The sequence below is a fragment of the Dongia sp. genome (assembly GCF_041906375.1).
Taxonomy (GTDB): Bacteria; Pseudomonadota; Alphaproteobacteria; order Dongiales; family Dongiaceae; genus Dongia.
Genome location: NZ_JAYRJJ010000008.1, coordinates 82,207 through 103,545, shown reverse-complemented (window position 1 = coordinate 103,545; position 21,339 = coordinate 82,207). Strand labels below are relative to the sequence as shown.

Genomic DNA, 21,339 nt, shown 5'->3' with positions numbered 1-21,339 from the left:
TCAATGCCGGCGGCCGGGTGGGGCGCTCCGATCTCGGCGCCCGGCTGCTCGCCAGCGACGACGCGACCTTCGCCCGTTCCATCGCCGCCGAACTCGACGCGCTCAACACCGAACGGCGCGATATCGAAGCCAAGGTGCTCGATGCCGCCATCGCCGCGGCCGAGGCATTGGCCGCCGACAGCCCCTATCTCATCTTCGTCGCGGGGCGCGACTGGCATCCCGGCGTCATCGGCATCGTCGCCGGGCGCCTCAAGGAACGCTACCAGCGCCCGGCCTGCGTGGTGGCGATCGAAAACGGCATCGGCAAGGGGTCCGGCCGCTCGGTTGGTTCGCTTCACTTGGGCAACGCCATCATCGCCGCGCGCGAAGCCGGCATCATCGCCAAGGGCGGCGGCCACGCCATGGCGGCGGGCTTCGAGGTGGCGGAAGAACGCCTGCCCGAACTCCAGGCCTTTCTCCATGGCCGCTTCGTCGATCACATGCAGGGCGAACGCCTCGTCCCCGTGCTCGATCTCGATGCCGCCCTCCAGCCCCGCGCGGCGACGCCCGATTTCGTCACGATGCTGGAACGCATGGGCCCGTTCGGCTCCGGCAACGCCGAACCCCGCTTCGCCCTCCCCAATGTCCGCCTGGCCTTTGCCGATCTCGTGGGCGGCGCCCATCTCCGGCTGCAGATCGAAGGGGCGGATGGTGCGCGATTGAAAGCCATCGCCTTCCGCGCCGCCGAGAACGACCTCGGCCGCCTGCTCATGACTGCTCGTGGGGCACGCTTGCACCTCGCCGGCCACCTCCGCCACGACAATTGGCAAGGCCGCCAAGGCGTCCAACTCATCGTCGAGGATGCGGCTCTGGTGGGGTAGTTCTGAGAACTGGAAATATAAGGGATCAAAATGGGAACATATTGACAACTTAGGCCTGCGTATGTTACGTTAAAGACATAAAAATACGCAGGAGATTGAGAATGGCCAAGGATAATGGCGAGCGGCATATGGCACCGGCAGCGACGCCGGCTCAGAAGCCAGTTCTGGGAGCTTGGCAGGGAAACACCTTCCGCTTCCTTTCCCCGGCCCACGAACGCGGCTGGCAGCAGCAGGCCTATCGTCAATCCATTGATCCCGATCGCTGGCAGCAACAGCCCCCAGTGGATCACCAGACGCAAGCCCTGCTCGACGACATGCCCCATCTGGGTGGTGGGCAGTACTTCCATGGCCCAGATGGAAACTACCGCCGTGTCACGATGGAACTGCGCGAAGATAGGGACATCGCCGACATCCGTCGCAAGGCCTTCAATGAACTTGCCCAGAGCGGCGTCACCTGGAAAGAACTGGCTCAATATCCCGACGACAAGCCACATCCGGGCGAGGCTGAAGCGCTGGCGGTGAGAGAGGCGAGGCGTTCTGCTGCCGACAGCACCACAAAAGCAGCCGGCGCCAATCAGGCGAACTTCAGGTTCGGACCGACGACCGCCAAACCGGACCTGACGCGCGTTGCACCCGATATCGGCCTGGATCTTGGGGGTGACGCCGCGAATTGGGGCTCTCCATCGAAGGAATCCGGCACGGCGCCGGTCCTTGTCGCCACCACCGACAAGGCTGTCTCCGGCCTGCCCAAAGAGGTCGAGAAGTCGCAACCCTTCGTCGCACCCTCACCGCTGAACCCAGGCCAGCGTCGCAGCTTCAACGAACGCCTCGTCGGTCGCCACGCGAACGATAACAATCGCTCGCCAGCAAACGACAATAGCCCGGGTGTCGGTGTGCAAAGTGCGAGCACACGCAATGATCGACCCGCTGAGAAGATCTTGCCCGGGATGCCGATCGTCGTGGGCGCAGAGGCAGCAGACGACGACAAGCGAGAAGTTGACGATCGTCTGTTTAACTGGAAGCGCAAAGGGTATGCCGCACCTGAACCCAGTGAATACGCCATCTATTCCGCCAGCGATGAAGGCCGCTTCACCTATCTTGAAGAGATGAAGGACGAATGGTCGCGCCTCCTGGGACAAAATCCGGAAAAGGTCTTCCGGTCGATGGCAGGAGAGGTTGAAAAGCTCTCAAACGCCGCGATGCAGGATTTTTATACGGGGTATCGCCGGGTGGCAGCGCCTGCGGAGCGAGATGAGATCGTGGACGCGGTGATGAAAATGGTCTTCGCCCCGGCGGAGCATTGGGCAACGCCTGGCAACAAACCGAATGAGACGATTGTCGCGCAAAAACCATTCCTTGGTGTTGTCCGATCTACTGACATATCTGGCTCGGATCTGGCGAGAGCTTTTTCTGAAGCCGCGACGCTCATCGAAGAAGGGAACATTGAGAAATCTGGGGGGCGGCCAGGAAGCAAAGAGACACGCCGAATCATCGCGCACGTCGTAAAGAAGCTGGCTAAGGCAATTGAGGCGTGTGGCGGGCAAGTGCGATCGAGATTCTACGGCCCAAATGAAAAGTTCTTACGTAGCGCCAATGGAGGAACAAAAGGAGGGAGCTTTGCCGACAAACTGTTGGAGTTTGAGTACAACGGAAAGAGGATCGGATTTTTCGGGAACCATGCTGGAATGTACGCTGATGGTTTGACTCTAAAACCAAACGAAGCCAATCAAATCAGCAAATTGGTGGAAAATATTGCGCAGGGCATGAGAGACGGTACTCTTGAAATTGACGCGGCCGGGGTCGGTTATTTCGCGAAGCGGAAACCTAGTCAGTCGCTCAAAGATTACTTACGAACGGTAAACGATTTTGTGAAAAAGATGGTCGATTGCAAACGTCCCTTCTTGATAAGAATCAGAGTAGAGAAGCCACAGTATCCAGATCAAATTCCACTAAATGACAACTTCGAGCGGTAGGCTGGTACATGCAAAGAAGCGAAGTGGAATTGGAAGCCCGTCGCATCCATATCCGGCAGGTTCTTGCAACATTGGACAAACATCCCAGCAAGCTGGAATGGGCAATTGAATCACTGAAAGGAGAGCCGGCAGCTAAGCACCGGCGCCTACGTAGTTATGCGAAGATTAATTTGGCCGATGTCGAGGCATTCTCGAATCTACTTAAGAAGGAGTTTCCCGAAGTCGTCTACTTCTTCGCCAACTATAAAACGGATAGCCCGACGCCATCGAAGTTCCCCGATACTCTTCCCATAATCTTGCATGATGATCTTCTGCAAGGCGTCAAGGCTTCGTTGGAGGTAGAGCAGAATAGACCCGCCTTCAATGGGCCCAACTTCAATCGACCCAACATCTATTGCCGTTGGCCGTGGCCTGATGAACTGCACTCAGCAGATCCGGAACGTCTCATCGGCGGCCGAGGTGAGGCAAGTGATGTCTTTCGGCTTGCATTGCAATATCGCGACGAGGGGCGATGGTTCAGCTTCCGCTATCGGAGCAATGGATACATTGATGCGCGCGACCCGAACGCTCCCTTTCGTATGTCTGTTGTAGATCGTAGTAGGTTGCCTCCGTCAGCCTACCCGGAAATGACTGTGCTGACTGGGCAGGAGTGTGAGTTTTTTACAGTTTACGATCTCAATGACCCTGAGACGACTGCTTTCGCCAGGCGTACGCACGCTCTTTGGCGTCGAATCTCAACGAAGAGCGTTGCCGCATTCGATCCCCTAACTGGTGCGATTGTCGAACCGGAAGGTTGGGAGGGCAGGCACTGGCGATCAATCGGGAAACGTGCACTTGAGGGAGCGCTGGAGAAACCGGGACGATATGCTGACTTTGTTTCTCTGCCAAGTATGGGTTTATTCGGGCCTTTGCCTGTTGTCCCAAAAAGCGATGGGCCGGCACTGATGGTCGGGCCTAGACCGAAAAAAGCCAAGGTAAGGACGCGGTAGCAGAGCTAATGCCGCGCCCTTCTCGCCGCCTTTTCCCGCCGATAGGCGCGGAGGAATTTTAGGCTGGCGTAGTAGCCGATGCCGCCGACCAGTGCCGCCCATGGCACGCTGCCGACGCACATGGCGAGGCCCCAATCTTCGAGCAGCACCTTGGCCATGATGCCGATCTCCTGGAGGAGCGTGTGGTCGCCTGCGGTGAGGCTGCTCATCAGGGTGATGAAGTCTTCGTAACCGGAGAGGTCGCCCCAATGGCCGAGCATGAGCTGGCCGGTGACATAGAGCAGGTAATAGATGGGGAGCGCCGTCAAAGGGTTCGAGGCCCAGGTCCAGGCGATCCCGAGGATCAGGCTGAAATGGAGGCGGGGGGCTCGCGCGGTGACGGCCCAGAGGGCGCCGACCAGCAGCGTGTGGAGGCCAATGGTCGGCGTGAAGGCCAGCATGAGGCCCAGCGCCGTGCCGCGCGCGGCGAATTCCGGCGGGTGATGCGAGCGCAGCATCGGGATGAGCAGGCGGTAGCGGAAGGCGCGGTAGAGGGAGCTCCGCCGCTTGCTGCTATGATGCCGATGCCGCCTGGGGCTCACAGATACCAATCGTATTCGCGCTGGGAGACCACGTCGTAGAATTTCTCCAGCTCCGCCCGGCGTGCATCGACATAGAGGTCGAGGCATTCCTTCTCGATATATTTGGGCAGGATCTTCGCCTTGGCCAGCGCCTCGAGGGCCGGCACGAATTTGAAGGGAATGCGCGGATCGGCGGGCCTGGCGAAATCGCCGGTCTCGGCGGCGGGGCCGGGATCGAGCCTGTTCTCCAAGCCATAGGCGATGCCGGCGAGGATCGCCGCCATGGTGAGATAGGGATTGGCATCGGCCCCGGCGACGCGGTGCTCGATACGCCGCGCCTTCGGCCCGCCCGCTGGAATGCGGAAGGCGACCGTGCGGTTGTTATGGCCCCATTCCGGGCTCATCGGCACATTGGCGCCGGGCACATAGCGCCTGCTGGCATTGGGATTGGCGCCGAAGATCGCCATCGATTCCGCCATGGTCGCCTGCAGGCCGCCGATGGCGTGTTTGAGCATCGCCTCGCCCTTCGCCCCCGTCTCGCCGAAGAGGTTCTTGCCCGCTTTGTCGATCAGACTCACATGCACATGCATGCCGCTGCCCGCCGCATGGAGGAACGGCTTCGACATGAAAGTGGAGTTGTAGCCGAGCTCGCGCGCCGTCCCCTTGATGCAGCGCTTCAACAGCACCGCATTGTCGCAGGCGGCGACCGCGTCCGGCTGATGCTTCAGATTGATCTCGAACTGGCCCGGCGAATATTCGGTGATGGCGGCGGAGGCCGGAATCCCCTGCGCCTCGGCATTCCCTGCCACGCGACGGATGAAGCTCGCATAGGCGTCGAGATCGTCCATGCTGTAGGGCTGCTTCGAGGTTTCGATCTGGCCGGTCAGCGGATTCTTCGGCGGCTGCAGCTGGCCCGCTTTGTCGCGCGACGGGTCGAGCAGATAGAATTCAAGTTCCACCGCCACCATCGGCGTGACGCCGAGCTTCTCAAGGCGCGCCAGCGTTCCTTGGAGTGCTGCGCGCGGGCAGTATTTCGACGGCTTCCCGGCATTGGCCTCGCCCTTGAGATGCGGGTCGTGCATCTGCAGCAGCACCTGCGCCGTCGGATGATCGGCCCAGGGCACGGGCGCGAGGCGCCCGGGGATCGGCTGCGCGGTGCCGTCGGGATCGCCCAGCGCCTCCGAGCGCCCGCCGGGATCGAGATCGTCGCCGGTCGGGTCGAGGAAGAGGAGGCAGCGCGGCATTTCGACGCCGGATTCCCACAGCTTCCTTGCTTCGGAGACGGGGAAGCGCTTGCCGCGCAGGAAGCCGTTCATGTCATGGACGAAGACGTCGACCTCGGCCGTCTTGGGATAGCGTTTGAGGAAGGCGTCGAACTCGTTGCCCCCCTTGCTGCTGCCCGCCGAGACGCGCTTCCTTGCCGCTGCTTTCGCCATGATGGTTAATTCCCGTTGCGATGAATGGGGGCGACCCTAGCCAGCCGGGCGTGACGAATCAAGCCGCCCGCTCAGCCTATGCGATCCGCTCAGGCGCCGCGATCCCGGTCAGGCGGCGTGATGCCGCTGATGGCGCTTCTTCATGCGCTCAAAGCGGGCGTGGCGGTAGGCGCGGACGAATTTGAGCGTATAGCGATAACCGAGCCAGCCGATGAGGAACGCCCAAGGGAGCGAGCCCACCAGCATGGTGACGCCCCAATCGAGGATGAGAACCCGCGCCAGCGCCTGCATCTGGTCGAGGAAGCTCTGGTCGGCGGTGAAGATGTCGCTCCACATCAGGCGGAAGCTGTCGAAGCCGGACAAGCGCCCCCAGCGGCCGAACATGACCTGCCCGGTCAGATAGAACACGTAATAGCAGGGAAGGGCCGTGAAGGCGTTGGTGGTCCAGGTCCAGGCGATGGCGAGGACCAGATTGAAGTCCCATTTCGGGAAGCGCCGCGCGATCGCCCAGCTGATCAGCACCAGCGGCATCTGGATACCGACCGAGGGCGTGAAAGCCCAGAACAGGCCGACCAGACTGCCGCGTGCCGCATGTTCGGGCGAGTGGCGCGCCCGCATCATCGGGATGGTCAGACGGTAACGGAGCATGCGTCGCATGCGCTGCCAGAAGGTCTTCGGGCCGGCGGTTTGTCTTCTGGCGGCGTTCATGACCGCCTATTTAAGAGCGCGGCCGGCCCGGTGCAAGGGCCGTCGCCCCCGCAGATAGCGCGCTGCGGCACCATAGCCGAGGCAGGCCATCGCAACGGCCCAGGGGAGGGCGCCCAGCCACAGCACCAGGCCCCAATCGCGCAGCGCGAGATACAGCCGTTCCGGCTGGCCGAGATCGCTTGCGGTGAGCGGCGCCCAGCCGGCGCGGAAGGTGTCGAAGCTCATCAGCCCCGCGACATCGCCCTGCAAGGCGCGGCCGGTGAGGTAGAAGCCGAAATAGAGTGGCAGGGTCACCAGCGCATTGGTGGCCCAGGTCCAAGCCAGCCCGATCACCAGCGTGAAATCGGCGCGCAGCAGATGGCGCGCGATGAGCCAGGTGATGAAGACCAACGGCATGCGCAGGCCGAAGGTCGGGGTGAAGGCCCAGAAGAGGCCGACCGCCGTCGCCCGCGCCGCCAGTTCCGGCCGCCGCCGCCCGCGCAGCAGCGGCACCAGGAAACTGAGGCGCAGGTACCGCTGCAGGCGTTGGCGTCTTGTCCTGGGGCGTTGCGTCATGCCCGATCTATGCGGGACGACGATGACAGGGTTATGTCAGCCAGCCCCCCTTCAGGCCGCGCAGGCGTGGCAGATCTCGGCCACATGGCGGTGATCGGTGCCGCAGCACCCGCCCAGCACCGTGGCGCGCGGCAGCAGGCGGCGCAGCTCGCGATAGTGACCACCCAGTTCCCGCGGGTCGCCATTGTCGAGGCTGGTGGAGGCATCGAGCTCGGCATGGCTCTTCTTGGAGGCATTGGCGCGGATGCCGCCGATGCGATTGATCCAATTGCCGCTCAGCACGTGCTGGAAATGCGTGGGATGCGCGCAATTGATCATGTAATAGGCGGGATGGCCGCCGCTGGCCTGGTCAACCGCATCGATCGCCTGAGCAAGATCGGTCCCGCTCGGCAGGCGGCCGTCCGTTTCCACGGTGAAGGAAATGGCGACCGGCATGCCGGCGTCCTGCGCGGCAAGGGCGATGCCGGTTGCTTCCGGCACATTGGTCATGGTCATGGCGCTGAGCATGTCGGCAGCTGTTGCCGCCAGCGTTTCCACCTGCGTCCTGTGATATGCCCTGGCTTCGGCGGCACTCATCACGCTCTTTGCCTGATAGCCGTCGCCGCGCGGGCCGATCACGGCCGAGATGACGATCGGCTGGCCGGCCTTGCCAAGATCGGCGCGGATGTCGGTGGCGAAATGCACGGCATCGCGGTTGACGCGCGCGAGGCCCGCCGCATCGTAGCCGAGCTTGGCGCCCCAATCGGCATTGGCGCGCCAGGTCGTGGTGTCGAGCACGAAGCCCAGTTTCGCCGCGCTGGCAAGATTGAGATAGCGCGTGAAATAACGGCGCAGCGTGGCGCGCCCCTGCTCATCCTCCATCAGCGGGAAGGCGGCGAAACAGGGCAAATCGATCGCCTCGTCGAAGACCAGGTAGGTCTCGAGGCCGCCATCGGTGAGGAAGAGGCCGCCTCTGGTCTGCGGCAGGTCGTGACGGTATTGGGCTTTCTCGGTCATGTGTCTGATCTCTCTCCGGCTCTCGCGGCGCATGGACGGATGGACTTGCGCCGCCCGGGGAAAGCTAATGGGGACCGTGCGCCGGCGCTGTGAGGTCGTTCACAGCCAGTAGACGCCGGTGAGAGAGAAGCCGCAATGGGGGCTAGAGCGCCCTGGCCTTGAGGCTGGCGGCGAGATTGTCGGCTGTGGTGCCGATATGCGCGGCCAGGAGCGCGCGCGCGCCCTCAATGTCACGCGCGCGGCAGAGATCGACCAACTGACGGTGCTCGCGGTAGCCGCGCTCGCGGCCAGCCTGCGACAAGGCGATCTCCAGGCGCAGATAGCGGTCGATATTGTCGTGGACGCGCTTCAGCAGTTTCAGCGTCACCGGCCGCGCGGCCGGCAGATACATCGCCTCATGCAGGCGCCAGTTGAGCTCGCCCCAATGCTTGAGTCCGTCCGGTGCCATGCTCTGGGCGATGAGATCGTCGAGGAGGTCGAAATCGGCGGCTACCAGGCGCGGGATGGCGCGGGTGAGCAGGCGGTCCTCCAGCACCAGGCGCAGGTCGAACAGTTCCTCGACCTCGGCCGATGAGAGCGGCGCCACCACGGCGCCCTTATGCGCCACCAGGCTGACGAAGCCTTCGGCGGCAAGCTGCGAGAGTGCCTCGCGCAAGGGAATGCGGCTGACACCCAGCTCCTTGGCGACATGCTCCTGGCGGATGGGTTCGCCGGCCTTGAGGCGACCGGCCAGGATGCGCCCACGCAGCAGGTCGGCCACTTCCTCGGCCATGGTCCGTTTCTGGATGATCGAATCGTCCGCCATCGTCGCCCTGTTCGCTCCGGGTCCCTGCTTCTGCCTGTCGGGATCGGGGAAGTGCAAGATTTCTCTCAAAGTATTATTTTGCATATTGTATGCGATGTTAAAACAGGAAGGTAAATCTCATTCTTCTAAGCGTTTACGGGAACCCAGGCGGACAGGGCGAAATCGAGGCGCTGCTCAAACCCGGTATCGACGGCCGCGTCGCGCTGGGGATCCGCGACCGGAACGGCCGGCCAGAATAAAGCGCCAAAGAAAGCGGGCCCGATCAACTGATCGGGCCCGTTTCCTGTGCTATGGCCTTGCTGCCCTCAAGGCGCGGGGGTCACCGGGACGACCGGGGGCGCGTTGGGGTCGGCGGGTACGTCGCCGGTGCCCTGATCGGGCGTGCCGTCATCGTCGCCGCTTTCACCGCTCTCGCCGCCGTCATCCGCTCCATTGTCGTCGCCGCTTTCGCCGTGATCGTCACCACTGTCGCCGCCGCTTTCGCCGCCGCTGTCGTGATCGTCGCCGCCGCCATCGCCGCCGCCTTCGCCACCATCACCGCCGCCATCACCACCATCGCCCCCTTCGCCGCCATCGGCCTGGGCCAGCGCGCCGGTGAAATCGCCGGAAAGGGTCCGCTCGAAATTGATCGGGGCGGCGGCGAGGGCCGCCACCAAGGCGAGGGTCGCGGTGCTGCCCAGCAGCAGGCGCCGGCTCAGCAGCGTCCCCAATGTCGCGGGGGCCTGCGTCTCGCCCGTATTGTTGCGATTGCTCATAATTCGTTCCTCCTTGCGAATGCGCGGCGCTTGATGACCGCGTCGACGGGAGCAAACTTAGGCGTTCCTACCTGACGCCACCCTGAGGCGCCATTTCAGCTTGGCTTAAGGTAGAATGAGGCCTGCTATGGGGCTGTTATCTGCCCCGCCCCGGGAATTTTGCGAGAGCCCTGAACCTTGCCGCCCTATGCTCATATCAGGCCGATCAAGCTGCCTCGCGCGCGCGGCTGGCCCCTGCGGCTGGCGGCGGGGGCTTTGATCTGCGCTGCCGGCACGGCGGCGCCGATCAGTCCGGCATCGGTTGGCCTGGCCACGGCCCTGGCGGCCGATTGCAGCGCCAGTGCCGGTCCTTCGGGTGCCGGCCCGTCGGGTGCCGGCGCGTCGGGTGCCGGCGCCGCGCCGTCCGGTGCCGCTGGAACTTCCGCGCTCTATGGCGAGCTTGCCAGCAGCGTCAATGCTGAACCGCTCTCGGTCGACATCACGGCCAAGGCGATCGGCGGCACATGCACCTGGGTCTACGAAGTGAAGGTCCTCACCGTCAGCGGCACGGTTGCCCTGCTCGATTTCGATCTGGTCGACCTCGACCTCAAGCAGGTCGAAGGAGCGATGGACGACCCGGAAGTCGCCAAGCTGATGGATCGGCTGAAGGACGAAAATGATATCGCCGATGGCACGCCCGGCAACAACCAATCGGCGGGTGACGGCAGCGACGATGGCAACAGTTCCGGCAACGAATCGGAAGGCGGCTCCGGTGGCAGCGGGTCGGGCGGCGGCGATGGCAGCGACGGTGGCGGCAGCGAAGGTGGCAGCGATGGTGGTGGCAGTGAAGGCGGTGGCGACGGCGGCAGTGACGGCGGACATAGTGGCGATGGGGGCGGCGATGGGGGCGGCGATGGGGGTGGCGATGGCGGTGGCGAAGGGGGCGAGGGCGGTGGTGACGATTGAGCCGAGGCAGGCATGCGTGTCCTGATCGTCGAGGATGATCTCGACATACAGCGTTTGCTGGCGGCGGCGCTGGCGGCCGCGGGCTATGCCGTCGACACGGCCGGCGATGGCGAGGACGGGCATCATCTGGGCGCCACGGAAAGTTATGACGCCATCATTCTCGATCTCGGCCTGCCGCAGATCGACGGCCTCTCGATTCTGGAGCGCTGGCGCAAAGAGAGCATCAGCGTGCCGGTCCTCATCCTGACCGCGCGCGATTCCTGGACCGAGAAGGTCAAGGGCCTGCGCGCCGGCGCCGACGATTACGTCGCCAAGCCCTTCCAGATGGAGGAGGTGATCGCGCGCATCGAAGCGCTGATCCGCCGCGCCAAGGGTATTGCCAGCAATGTGGTGACGGTGGGGCCGCTGACGCTCGATGCCGCCCAAAGCGTGGTCTTCCGCGACGGCCATCCCATCGCCATGACACCGCTCGAATACCGCCTGACGGCCTATATGATGATGCGGCACGGCGCGGTCATTTCCAAGACCGAGATCACCGAGCATATCTATGACCAGAATTTCGATTGCGACAGCAATGTGGTCGAGGTGCTGATCAACCGCCTGCGCAAGAAGCTCGGCGCCGATGCGATCGAGACGCGGCGCGGCCAGGGTTACGTGCTGGCGCTATGAAAAGGTTGATCGGCACGCTGTTCCCGCATTCCCTGAAGCTGCGCCTGATGGCGGCGGCGGCGATCTGGGCGCTGCCGGTCCTGGCGCTTGCCGGCATTCTCCTGCTGTGGGCCTTCCGCGTGCACCTCGAAGGCCAGCTCGACGACGAGCTGGCGGCCTATCAGCGCGAATTGCTGGCCGCCGCCAGCATCGACGACCGGGGCGCGCTGGCGCTCGATTACATTCCGGCCGATCCGCGCTTCTCGCGGGTCTTCAGCGGCTGGTACTGGCAGGCGGCCATCGACGGCAAGGTGGTGCGCCAATCGACCTCCGCCGGGCCGATGGAAACCGGTGCCCTTACCCTGCTGTCGCAGGCGGTGGGTATCACTGAACTGGTTGGCCCCGGCGGGCGCGACTTGCGCGTGGCCCGGCGCGACGTCACCCTGCCCGGCGGGCAGCATCCGGTCACGATCCTGGTGGCTGCCCCCTGCGACGAGCTTGAGGGCGATGTGGCGCAATTCGCCACCCATATCGTTGCCGTCTTTGCGACTCTCGGCCTCGTCTTCATGATCGCAATCTATCTGCAGGTCGGTTTCGGCCTGCGTCCGCTGGCGCTGCTGCGACGCGAGATCGCCGCCATCCGCAATGGCCGGGCCGAACATCTCAGCCCCGATTTTCCGGACGAGATCGAGCCCGTGGTGACGGAAGTGAATGCGCTCATCGACCACAACCGGCATCTCATCGACCGCGCCCGCAACGAGGCGGGCAATCTCGCTCACGCCCTCAAGAATCCACTCTCGGTCCTGTCGCATGAGATCGCGGGGCTTGATGGGGATCGGCGCCTGGTGCTGGCGGCGCAGCTCAGTTCCATCACCGATCAGGTCGAACGTATCCTGAAGCGCATCCGCGCGGCGGGACCCTCGGCGTCAGGTCATGCCCGCGCCGATCTCACCGAAATCGCCGACGATCTCGGCTTTTCCTTGCGCACGATCTATCGCGACCGGCAACTCGATCTGCGGTTCGAGATCGATTCCGGCGCGGCCTTTGCCGGCGATCGCGGCGATCTGATCGAGATCCTCGGCAATCTCTGCGACAATGCCTGCAAATGGGCGCGTGCCCGGGTCGTCGTGACGGCGACCCGGCGCGACGGCCGTCTCGCTGTCGCCATTGAGGATGACGGGCCGGGCATCGCCCCCGGTGCCCGCGAAGCCGTTCTCGCCCGCGGCCAGCGCCTCGACGAACGGGTGCCGGGCTCCGGCCTCGGCCTCGACATCGTGCGCGAGATCGTCACCCTCTATCGCGGCACGCTCGCCTTGGGCGACAGCAAGCTTGGCGGCCTGCGCGTCGAACTGGATCTGCCGGCCGCGTGAGCCAAGGCCTCAGGCCAAGGCATTGCCGCCGCTGAGCGCGCGGTCGAGATCGTCATAGAGGTCGCCGGCATCCTCGAGCCCCACAGACAGGCGCAGCAGATCGCCCGGCACCGGACTGTCCGGCCCTTCGACGCTGGCGCGGTGCTCGATGAGGCTCTCTGTCCCGCCCAGCGACGTGGCCCGCTGCCACAGCCCGACCCGGGCCGCCGTGGCCTTGGCCGCTTCCGTGCCGGCCTTGACGCGGATCGACAGCATGCCGCCGAAACCGCCTTCCATCTGGCGCCGCGCGATCTCATGGCCGGGGAAACCGGCAAGGCCCGGATAGAGCACGTCGGCGATGGCGGGGTGTCTGGCCAATCGCTCGGCGAGGATGAGGGCACTTGCCGCCTGCTGGCGCACGCGTGGAAACAGCGAGCGCATGCCGCGCAGCAGCAGCCAGGCCTCGACCGAACCGATGATCGATCCCAGTTGATAGCGCACCTGGAGAATACGCTCCCAGAATGCATCCGCTTCTCTGGTCACCAGCGCCCCGGCGCAAAGGTCGGAATGACCGTTGAGGTATTTGGTTGCCGAATGCATGACGATATCGGCGCCCAGTTTCAGCGGCTGCGTGAAGACCGGTGTCGCCACGGTGGAATCGACGGCAAGGCGCGCGCCGCTCTCATGGGCGATCTTCGCCGCGGCGGCGATGTCGGTCACCGACCACAGCGGGTTGCCCGGCGTTTCGATCCAGACCAGCTGTGTCCGGCCCGGCCGCATCGCGGCTTTGAGGGCGCCGAGATCGGTCATGTCGACCAGCGTCACGTCGAGGCCCCATTCGCGCGCATAGCTCGTCAGCCAGTGGCGCAGCGACCAGTACATCATCGCCGGCGCCACCACATGGTTGCCGGGCTTCAGGGCCATGAAGACCGATGTCGCCGCCGCCATGCCCGAGGCGGAAATCGCTGCCGCTGCACCGCCTTCGAGCTTGGCCAACAGCGCCTCGGCCTGCTCGAAGGCGGGGTTCTGGTCGCGGATATAGGCGCGCTCCGGCCCATAGCCCGGCGTGCGCAGGAAGGTGCTCGACATATGGATCGGTGGGTTGATCGCCTGTGTCGACGCATCCACCCAGCCCAAACCTTGCGCCGCCAGGCTTTCCGGCCGCCAATCCCGCTCCTGCATCGCGCTGCTCCCAAAGAAAACGTGATAGCGGAGAGTGCGGGCAAGGCACCGCTGTTGCAAGAGCCTAGGCGGCCTTGGGCAGCAGGTACCAGTCATGCGCCTTGAGGAAGGCCCGCAACCGCTCGGGATAATCCGGCGTTACCGCCAGCATGACGCTGGCCCGGTCGGCCAGGGCCTGGCGCCACGCATGCAATCGAGGGCGCCCGGTGAAGAAGCCGAAATCGGCATAGGCCTCGAACACCTCGAAATAACGGAAGGCCGGGGCGAACACCGCATCGACGAGCGAAAATTTCCACCCGGCGAAAAACGGACCCTCACCCAACGCCTCCTCCAGGCGGGCGAATTTCTGATTCAATGCCGCTTGTGCGGTGCCGAGGGTGATCTCATCCCGCGCGGTCTCGAAACGCCAGATGTCGCCCAGCAAGGCGGAACCGAATTCCATCCAGCCGCGATGGCGCGCCCGGTCCAGCGCGTCCTGCGGATGCAGCGGGGCACCCGGCACCATCTCCTCGATATATTCGACGATGGCCGAACTTTCGAACAGCACGGCTTGGCGGCCGTCATCCTGCGTCACCTTCAGCAGCGGTACCTTGCTCAGCGGCGACAGGCGCTTGAACCATTCCGGCTTGTCAGCGAGGTCGATATAGATCTGCTCGAACGGCACCGCCTTCTCGCGCAGCGCAATGGCAACGCGCTGCACATAGGGACAGAGATGATGGCTGATCAGGGTCAAATGAGGCATGGTGTGGATTCCTCGGCTGGCGTGAATATCTCGTGCCAGTCTGCCGCTGGCATTGAAAACAATCGAATTGTGTTTCTGGAAGCTGCATTTGCATTCTTGCAAACGCGTTTTCGTGTTAAGTTCCAGCCCATGGATGATTGGAATGATCTGAGACTCGTTCTGGCCGTGGCGCGCGCTGGCAGCCTCATCGGCGGGGCGAAGGCGCTCGGCGTCAATCACTCGACCGCCTTCCGCCGTCTCAACGCGCTCGAGGCCAGGATCGGCGTGCGGCTTTTCGAGCGCTTGCCGGCTGGCCACTATCTGCCGACCGGTGCCGGCACCCAGGCAACGCTGGCGGCCGAGCGGATGGAAACCGAAACGGCCAGGCTGGGGCGCGAAATCGCCGGCAGCGATCATCGCCTGACCGGGCGCCTCCGCGTCACCTCATCCGAGACACTCGCTTTTCGCCTGCTCACCGCGGAACTGGCACGTTTCCGAGCCGCGCATCCGGGGATCGAGGTGGAGCTTGCCATCGACAACAGAATCCTCAGCCTGTCGCGGCGCGAGGCGGATATCGCCCTCCGCGTCACGCGGCCGAGGGAACCGGACCTCTACGGCCGCAAGCTTGCCGATGTCGCCTGGACGCTCTACGGCGCGCCGCCGCTGCTCAAGAAGCTGAAGCTGCCGCGCCGGAACGGCGGCAGCGATGTGAAGGCTCTGGCCGACGGACCTGTCATCGGCTGGCACAGCGATGCCGAGGGCATCCATGCCGGCACTTGGCTCGAAAGCGAGGTGCCGCCTGCCGCCATCGTCTATCGCAGCAACAGCCTCATCAACCAGCTTTCGGCGGCCAAGGCCGGGATCGGTCTTGCCGTTCTGCCTTGCTATCTCGGCGACCCGGAGCCGGGCCTTGCCCGCGCGCTGTCAAAACCCATCCCGGCCTTGGCGCGTGAGCTTTGGATCGTCACCCACAAAGATCTTAGGGCGACAGCACGCGTGCGCGCCTTCCTGGACCTGGTCGGTGCCGGTCTCCTGGCACATAAGCGCCTGTTTGCGGGCACCGGGCCACTTTAGGCGGCCTTCAGCGCACCCTTGCGGCGCAATGTCTCCAGCAATTGCGGCAGGGTCGTGCGCGAGGCGGCGGCGCGCTCGAAGGCGCCCCGCAGGGTGGTGCCGGTGCTGGCGATGACCTGCATGTCGAGCGGCAGGTCGACGCCCTCGATCTCCAGGCGCACCTGCTTGGGCTTGCCGACATCCACCTTGGTCTCGATGGCGGCGCCACCGCGCGAGATGTTCAGCACCGATGCCTCGATCGATTTCCCGTCGAGATGCAAGCGGGCCCGCAACGGTCCTTGCAGGCGGTCATCGGCGCGCCGGTCGACTTCCGATGTCACCGTGCGGATCGAACGCACCACGGCACCCTGCAGATCCTTGACCACCTGCTGGATCTTGTCGGAAAGGCCGCTCACTTCCAGCGCGCGTTTCTGGGCATCGTCGGCCTGAGCTGAAACATCAATCATCTGTTCGGTCACGGTGCCGGTCGCTGTCGCGGTCTCGCTGATATTGCGCGAAATCTCGGCGGTCGCCGCCGCCTGCTCCTCGATGGCACCGGCGATGCTGGTGGCAAAGCCGTCGACTTGTTTGATCTGTGCGCCGATGCCGCGCACCGCCTCGGCGGCGGAATCGGTCGCCTGCAGCACGCGCGAGACGGTTCGCGCGATCTCTTCGGTGCTGCGCGAGGTCTGCGCGGCCAGGTTCTTGACCTCATTGGCGACGACGGCGAAGCCCTTGCCGGCGTCGCCGGCCCGCGCCGCCTCGATGGTCGCATTGAGCGCCAGCAGGTTGGTCTGGTTGGCGACATCCTGGATGATGCCGGCAAATTGCGAAATCTGCTGCACGACCGATGTGAGCTCCTCGATCGCCGCGGTGGCCTTTTCGGTCGTGTCGACGGCGGTGCGGCTCACCGCGGCCGTTTGTGTGACCTGCCCGCTGATATCGCGGATCGAGGCGGAAAGCTCTTCGGCGGCCGCGGCCACCAGCTGTGCATTGTTGAGCGCCGATTGCGAGGCGCCGGTGACCGAATGTGACCGTGCCGTCACCGCGATCGCGACATCGTTCATCAGGCCGGCACTCTGCGCCATCTCGCTCACCAGGCCGGCCACCGAACTCACGGCGGCACCGGTCTCGCTTTCGACCTTTTCAGCCATGTCCGTCATCGCCTCGGTGCGGTGGCGATTGGCGCGGACCGATAATTCCTCGCGCTCCAACTCGCCGAAATCAACTTTCAGGATGAAGGTCTTCACCGCGCGCGCCAGCGTGCCGATTTCGTCGTGTCGATCGACTCCCGGTATGTCGTCCAGCTTCTGCCCGGATGCGGCCTTGGCCGTCGCGTGGGCGATGCGGCCGACCAGGCGGGCGACGCGCAAGATCGCGAGGACGGCCAGCATCACGGAGATCAAGCCGATGATGACGGGAACAAGCGACAGCTTGAACAGCAGGGCGACGAGCGCGCTCTCTTCCGAGACGGCGCCGCTCTGCTGGGCAGCGACGGCGGCGATGAACTGCTCGGTCGATTGCGCCAAGGCGTCGACGCTGGTGGTGATGGCGGCGGCAGTCGCGTCGAAATCGCCCATGATCTTGTTGCCGCCTTCCGGCCCGCCGGCGACATAGGCCTTGGCCATGGTGACGCCCATCTCATAATAGGGGCCGCTGGCGGCGGCGACGCCGTCCAGCGCCGCAACGATTTCCGGCTGGCCCAGCGTGGTGGCGATGGCCTTCGCGGCCTCGATATCCTGACCGAGCTTCTCTTTGAACTTGGCGGCAATGTCGAAACCGTCGGCCAGCCCGTCCTTGCCTTGCGTCGCCGAAACATCGGTCAGCCATTGCTGGATCTGCACCACGTCGAAGCGCACATCCTTGGTGGCGCCGAGCAGCGGAATGGCCTGGTTGACCACGATGTCGCTTTGCGCGGCGACTTTGTCGACGGCGCTGCCGATGCCACCCAGCGCCCACAGGCTGCTGCCGATGGTAAGCGCCAGCGTCACGGCCAGAAGCGCCAGGGCCGAAAACACCTCGACGCGGAAGTTCTGCAGCTTGATGCCGAAGCGGCGCCACTTGCTGTCCTTGACGACCTTGCCGTCCTCGACCGTCAGGCCCTTGGCCTGACCGCTCTGGAACAGGGCATAGATCTTGCCGGCGGCAGCCACTTCCTCACGCGTGGGCCGGCTGCGGATGGAGAGATAGCCGGTGATCTGGTCGCCCTGATAGATCGGCGAGACATTGGCGCGCACCCAATAGAAATCGCCGAGCTTGGTGCGGTTCTTCACCAGCCCGCTCCAGGCGTCGCCGCGCTTGCACGCACGCCACAGATCGGCGAAGGCGCCCTTGGGCATATGCGGGTGCCGCACGATGTTATGCGGCTGGCCCATCAGTTCCGCTTCCTCGAAACCGCTGATGTCGATGAACGCCTGGTTGACGAAGGTGATGCGCCCGCCGGCATCGGTGCGCGACACGATCGGCCGGTCGGCATCGACCATGATTTCGCGATCGGTGATGGGTTCGTTCAGGCGCATGCTGCTCTCCTCGCCAAGCAGGCGTCGCGCCGGCTTCGGCGCGCCTGCCGCTAACTCTCAAGAATCAGTCCAATGTGCAGCTAAGTCCCGAATATTTTGTTAAAAAGTCGCCTGCCATGAATAAAGAGCACCGGCAAAATCGGGCCTATCGCGCTATGGCATGTCGGGCACGCAATTTTCTGAAGAACCTGGATTTGCTGCGCGCAGATTTTCTCAAGCCCGGCGAACTGAGGCAATAAATCCTACCCGCCGCCGAATCGGCCATGAGGTGGTCGCAGTGATGGTGCGGAAAACACAGATGGTGCCCCTGTCCGGACTCGAACCAGCACTATGGTACCCGCCGAATTTGTCAGCCGAAGTGATCCAAGGTTGGGGCAAGTTCAAAAGGACACGGACGCTAAGTTATCAGCGGCCTGAAAATGGGGGTAGGTCATCCACCAAAAAAGACAGGAGCCCGAAGCCCGAATGGGCGCATTGCTACCAGACGGCTCGGGGCCGTTATCTGAGTGTCCGGTTCGGATATCGGGAACGAGAGGAAACCATCATGAGTACCTAATGCGTTCGCGCCGAGTGATGGGTTAGGACTGTATCGGCTTCACTTCCCATCGGCTGCTTGAACCTCTGCCTTCAGTACTTCCCATTCGCGCTTCAGAATCCTTTGGCATACCGCGATGTAGGCGGGGTTGGCAGAAAACTTCTCGATTGGATCCTTGGCGCCCAGAAACTTGTACATCCGCTCATGCAACTCGTCGAAGTCCGGATCAGCCGGATTCATCAGAAGTTCGATCCGAGTCCCTGCCTCGTACCATTCGCGCTTATCGCTGTGGTTCATGTCCGGTGTGACGCCGTAGGATTGAAACGTCGCCATGGCTTCGCGAAGGTTCTTGATCCACTCTTGGCGCATTTCGGAGATCTTCAAGATGTGAGTCGCGCGCAGCTGGCGGTTAAAGTTGCGCGCTTGGATGACAATAGTGAGCGTAACCCCGCAGAGTGCCAAGATGGCGGCGATCAATGGTACCGCCCAAGTCCAGGTCGGTGTCTGCATCAAGTTTCCCCCTTTCGCCGAGCTCCAGCGCTTCGCGCGATAACTCCAGCGGAACATATCCTATCAAAGTTGTTGGCGTAGAGTTCCTAAGCGATCCCACCAGCTTATCTATATGCGGCGTCAATTCTGCTCGTGACGCAATGCCTCAAACTATGAAGGCGTATTTTTCGCTCAGGCATAGTCGAACGGATGCCTAATTTCAGGACACTGGCTGCGCGCGCTGAATGGCCAACTTAAAGCTCGTTGCTGCCGGGCTGGATCGTCAGCAGGCGGCATAGAGAACGCCGAATTCTACTATTCAGCCACCTCCAGCACGTCATCTTACGCAACAATTTGATGGCGGGCAGACAGAAATTCTAACTTCCCGTCCGGTGACTTCCTTTGAAAACACAGATGGTGCCCCTGGCCGGACTCGAACCAGCACTCCTTTTGGGAACCTGATTTTGAGTCAGGCGCGTCTACCAATTTCGCCACAGAGGCATCTGTGAAAGCCGGCGGCCCTGGAGGGTCGCGGCGCGGCGGCATATTAGCCAACGGCCGGGCCTTGGCAAGCCCGCTGCTGGCCAGGCGATGCGTTTGTCCGGCGGCCTGCCGGTCCTGACCCGCTACCTCTTCGTGTGTGCACCCTAGTTCCCCGCCGGTGTCGTGTTGCCGGCGAGGGCGTGCAAGGTCGCTTCTTTCTCCCAGTTCGATCCCAGTTTTGCCACAGCGCTTTTACGATAAATTAACGAAGATTCACACGGTATTTTAGGCAACAAAACCTCACACTATATTGCTGAATTAGCGTGATTTATCCGTGATAACGGGGTTTTTACCCCGATCATCCCTGGACGTCGCTATAAGGCAAAAACTATGTTTGTCGCAGCGCCTTTGAGTCGGTCGATGAAGCCCTGGTCACAGGGTTGCTACCGGGCCAAGCCAAGGAATACCGGTCAAGGCCGGCGGAATTGGTAAACAGCGGAAGTCGTAACCACGGGACGCGGGCCCAGTTCGCCGCGAGTACAGAAGGGACGAAGTGTGGCAAGGTTGACCCAAGCAGATGTAACCCGCTTGAGCGCAGACCCGACCCCAGCCAGACGCGCTGCCACCATGCTGGCGGTCGCCAATGTCTATCAGACGGGCGAGATGACCGCGGAAGAGCGCGAGATCGCCAATTCGATCATCAACGCGGTCCTGCCCGAGGCTGAGCTCGATTTCCGCCGGCGCCTCGCTGAGACGTTGAAATCCGCTCCCGGCCTCGACCGCGGCATCGCCCGGCGCCTGGCCGAGGACGTCATGGATGTGGCGCGGCCGATTCTGGCCGAATCTCTTGCCCTCACCGATGAAGATCTCGTGGCGGTGATCGAACACCGCTCGATCGAACATGCCCGCGCCGTGGCCTCGCGTCCGATCTTGTCGGCTGCCGTCTCGACAGCACTCATCAAGACCGATGACGAGACCGTCGTGCTGCGCGTCGCCACCAACGAGAATGCGGCCATCCCGACGCAAGCCTATCACCGCATGCTCGACCGCTTTGCCGACAATGCCAATGTGACCGATGCGGTGGCGCAGCGCCGCGCCCTGCCGATGGCGGTGGCCGAGCGCATGACGACCGTCGTTTCGGGCCGCATCCTCGAGCGGCTCATCGACAAATACAATCTCGAGCCGGCGCGCGTCTCGGCGCTCATCGAGCATGGACGCGAGAATATCCTTCTCACCAGCTTCGCGCCCGGCCAGCGGGCCGAGGAAATGCGCGGCCTCATCGACGCGCTCCATCAGAACGGCCTGCTGAGCTCGACGCTCATCCTGCGCGCGTTTGCCTTGGGTAACTTCGCCTTCGTGCTGCCGGCGCTGAGCCTCATGGCCGGCATCCAGGTCAGCAATGTCCGCGCGCTCCTTGGTGACGAAGGTGGCCGCGGTCCGCAGCAGTTGTTCGAGCGCTGCCATCTCGATCCGGTCTATCGCGAGCTCTTCCTGCAGCTCACCTTGCTCGGGCGCCATGAGCGCGTCCGCCGTTTCGGCTTCGCGCCGGAAGGCTGGCGCAACAATGTGCGCCCGGTGCTCGACGACGTGATCGGCGACGCCAATCCGGAACAGGCCTTCGAACAGCGCATCACCGAGGCGCTGCTGGCCGTGGCCAGCCGCCACCACGACAATGGCCAGGAAGGTGGCGCCCGGCGGGCGCATGGCCGCTGAGCCGCCGCAAGTCGGGTCTATTCACCGGAAAATGATCGCCAAGCTGCCCTGATACCGCCGCATTT

Annotated in this window: 19 protein-coding genes and 1 tRNA gene; 8 read left to right on the top strand and 12 right to left on the bottom strand. The window is 63.5% G+C overall.

The features are described 5' to 3' along the window. The 3 genes from ACE3OA_RS19795 to ACE3OA_RS19785 all read left to right on the top strand — a co-directional run. A partial coding sequence (locus tag ACE3OA_RS19795) for a DHHA1 domain-containing protein (protein WP_374314014.1) occupies positions 1 to 860 on the top strand: 860 nt, incomplete at its 5' end. A gap of 101 nt (positions 861 to 961) precedes the next feature. After that, positions 962 to 2,833 (top strand): hypothetical protein, encoded by a 1,872-nt coding sequence (locus ACE3OA_RS19790; RefSeq protein WP_374314011.1) that lies wholly within the window; start codon positions 962 to 964, stop codon positions 2,831 to 2,833. 23 nt (positions 2,834 to 2,856) lie between these two features. Further along, positions 2,857 to 3,822, top strand: a complete 966-nt coding sequence (locus tag ACE3OA_RS19785) for a hypothetical protein (RefSeq protein WP_374314009.1) — start codon at positions 2,857 to 2,859, stop codon at positions 3,820 to 3,822. Positions 3,823 to 3,827: 5 nt separating this feature from the next. Here the strand turns inward: ACE3OA_RS19785 and ACE3OA_RS19780 are convergent, their stop codons facing one another. From ACE3OA_RS19780 to ACE3OA_RS19750, 7 genes are all read right to left on the bottom strand, one after another. Next, the gene (locus ACE3OA_RS19780) at positions 3,828 to 4,403 is read right to left on the bottom strand and encodes a DUF2062 domain-containing protein (RefSeq protein ID WP_374314006.1); all 576 of its coding nucleotides are present in this window, start codon (positions 4,401 to 4,403) and stop codon (positions 3,828 to 3,830) included. Beyond that, positions 4,400 to 5,818, bottom strand: coding sequence for a glutamine synthetase family protein (locus ACE3OA_RS19775; RefSeq protein ID WP_374314004.1), 1,419 nt, complete (start codon positions 5,816 to 5,818; stop codon positions 4,400 to 4,402). Before ACE3OA_RS19775 ends, ACE3OA_RS19780 begins: the two co-directional genes overlap by 4 nt. Positions 5,819 to 5,926: 108 nt before the next feature. Beyond that, a complete protein-coding gene (locus ACE3OA_RS19770) occupies positions 5,927 to 6,466 on the bottom strand; it encodes a DUF2062 domain-containing protein (RefSeq protein ID WP_374314002.1) in 540 nt (179 codons plus the stop codon). Positions 6,467 to 6,532: 66 nt separating this feature from the next. Further along, entirely contained in the window at positions 6,533 to 7,081 is a 549-nt protein-coding gene (locus ACE3OA_RS19765; protein ID WP_374314000.1) for a DUF2062 domain-containing protein, read from the bottom strand. A gap of 51 nt (positions 7,082 to 7,132) precedes the next feature. Beyond that, positions 7,133 to 8,077, bottom strand: a complete 945-nt coding sequence (locus ACE3OA_RS19760) for a homocysteine S-methyltransferase family protein (RefSeq protein ID WP_374313998.1) — start codon at positions 8,075 to 8,077, stop codon at positions 7,133 to 7,135. A gap of 142 nt (positions 8,078 to 8,219) precedes the next feature. After that, positions 8,220 to 8,882 carry a GntR family transcriptional regulator gene (locus ACE3OA_RS19755; RefSeq protein WP_374313996.1) on the bottom strand — a complete coding sequence of 221 codons (663 nt, stop codon included), beginning with the start codon at positions 8,880 to 8,882 and terminating at the stop codon, positions 8,220 to 8,222. A gap of 305 nt (positions 8,883 to 9,187) precedes the next feature. After that, a complete protein-coding gene (locus tag ACE3OA_RS19750) occupies positions 9,188 to 9,637 on the bottom strand; it encodes a hypothetical protein (RefSeq protein WP_374313994.1) in 450 nt (149 codons plus the stop codon). A 177-nt stretch (positions 9,638 to 9,814) separates the two neighbouring features. Between ACE3OA_RS19750 and ACE3OA_RS19745 the strand changes: the two genes are divergently transcribed. From ACE3OA_RS19745 to ACE3OA_RS19735, 3 genes are read left to right on the top strand one after another with little or no spacing between them, the layout of a single operon-like run. Beyond that, positions 9,815 to 10,582, top strand: coding sequence for a hypothetical protein (locus ACE3OA_RS19745; protein WP_374313992.1), 768 nt, complete (start codon positions 9,815 to 9,817; stop codon positions 10,580 to 10,582). 12 nt (positions 10,583 to 10,594) lie between these two features. Further along, positions 10,595 to 11,251 (top strand): response regulator, encoded by a 657-nt coding sequence (locus tag ACE3OA_RS19740; protein WP_374313990.1) that lies wholly within the window; start codon positions 10,595 to 10,597, stop codon positions 11,249 to 11,251. Continuing rightward, on the top strand, positions 11,248 to 12,600 hold the full coding sequence (locus ACE3OA_RS19735; RefSeq protein WP_374313988.1) for a sensor histidine kinase: 1,353 nt from the start codon (positions 11,248 to 11,250) through the stop codon (positions 12,598 to 12,600). The genes ACE3OA_RS19740 and ACE3OA_RS19735 overlap by 4 nt, the downstream gene beginning before the upstream one ends. A 9-nt stretch (positions 12,601 to 12,609) precedes the next feature. Here the strand turns inward: ACE3OA_RS19735 and ACE3OA_RS19730 are convergent, their stop codons facing one another. After that, positions 12,610 to 13,761: a PLP-dependent aspartate aminotransferase family protein gene (locus ACE3OA_RS19730; protein WP_374313985.1), complete on the bottom strand. Its 1,152-nt coding sequence runs from the start codon at positions 13,759 to 13,761 to the stop codon at positions 12,610 to 12,612. Positions 13,762 to 13,825: 64 nt separating this feature from the next. Beyond that, a complete protein-coding gene (locus ACE3OA_RS19725; RefSeq protein WP_374313983.1) occupies positions 13,826 to 14,503 on the bottom strand; it encodes a glutathione S-transferase family protein in 678 nt (225 codons plus the stop codon). A gap of 129 nt (positions 14,504 to 14,632) precedes the next feature. On the opposite strand from ACE3OA_RS19725, the gene ACE3OA_RS19720 reads away from it, so the two are divergent. Further along, complete coding sequence (locus ACE3OA_RS19720) at positions 14,633 to 15,556, top strand: LysR family transcriptional regulator (protein WP_374313981.1); 924 nt, start codon at positions 14,633 to 14,635, stop codon at positions 15,554 to 15,556. Here ACE3OA_RS19720 and ACE3OA_RS19715 read toward each other — a convergent pair. From ACE3OA_RS19715 to ACE3OA_RS19705, 3 genes are all read right to left on the bottom strand, one after another. Next, the gene (locus tag ACE3OA_RS19715; RefSeq protein WP_374313979.1) at positions 15,553 to 18,054 is read right to left on the bottom strand and encodes a methyl-accepting chemotaxis protein; all 2,502 of its coding nucleotides are present in this window, start codon (positions 18,052 to 18,054) and stop codon (positions 15,553 to 15,555) included. The two genes, ACE3OA_RS19720 and ACE3OA_RS19715, sit on opposite strands and share 4 nt — an antisense overlap. A gap of 595 nt (positions 18,055 to 18,649) precedes the next feature. Then, positions 18,650 to 19,099, bottom strand: coding sequence for a hypothetical protein (locus ACE3OA_RS19710; protein WP_374313977.1), 450 nt, complete (start codon positions 19,097 to 19,099; stop codon positions 18,650 to 18,652). A 394-nt stretch (positions 19,100 to 19,493) separates the two neighbouring features. Further along, positions 19,494 to 19,579 (bottom strand) — tRNA-Leu (locus ACE3OA_RS19705). 570 nt (positions 19,580 to 20,149) lie between these two features. Between ACE3OA_RS19705 and ACE3OA_RS19700 the strand changes: the two genes are divergently transcribed. After that, on the top strand, positions 20,150 to 21,274 hold the full coding sequence (locus ACE3OA_RS19700; protein WP_374313975.1) for a DUF2336 domain-containing protein: 1,125 nt from the start codon (positions 20,150 to 20,152) through the stop codon (positions 21,272 to 21,274). The last annotated feature ends 65 nt before the right edge of the window (positions 21,275 to 21,339 follow it).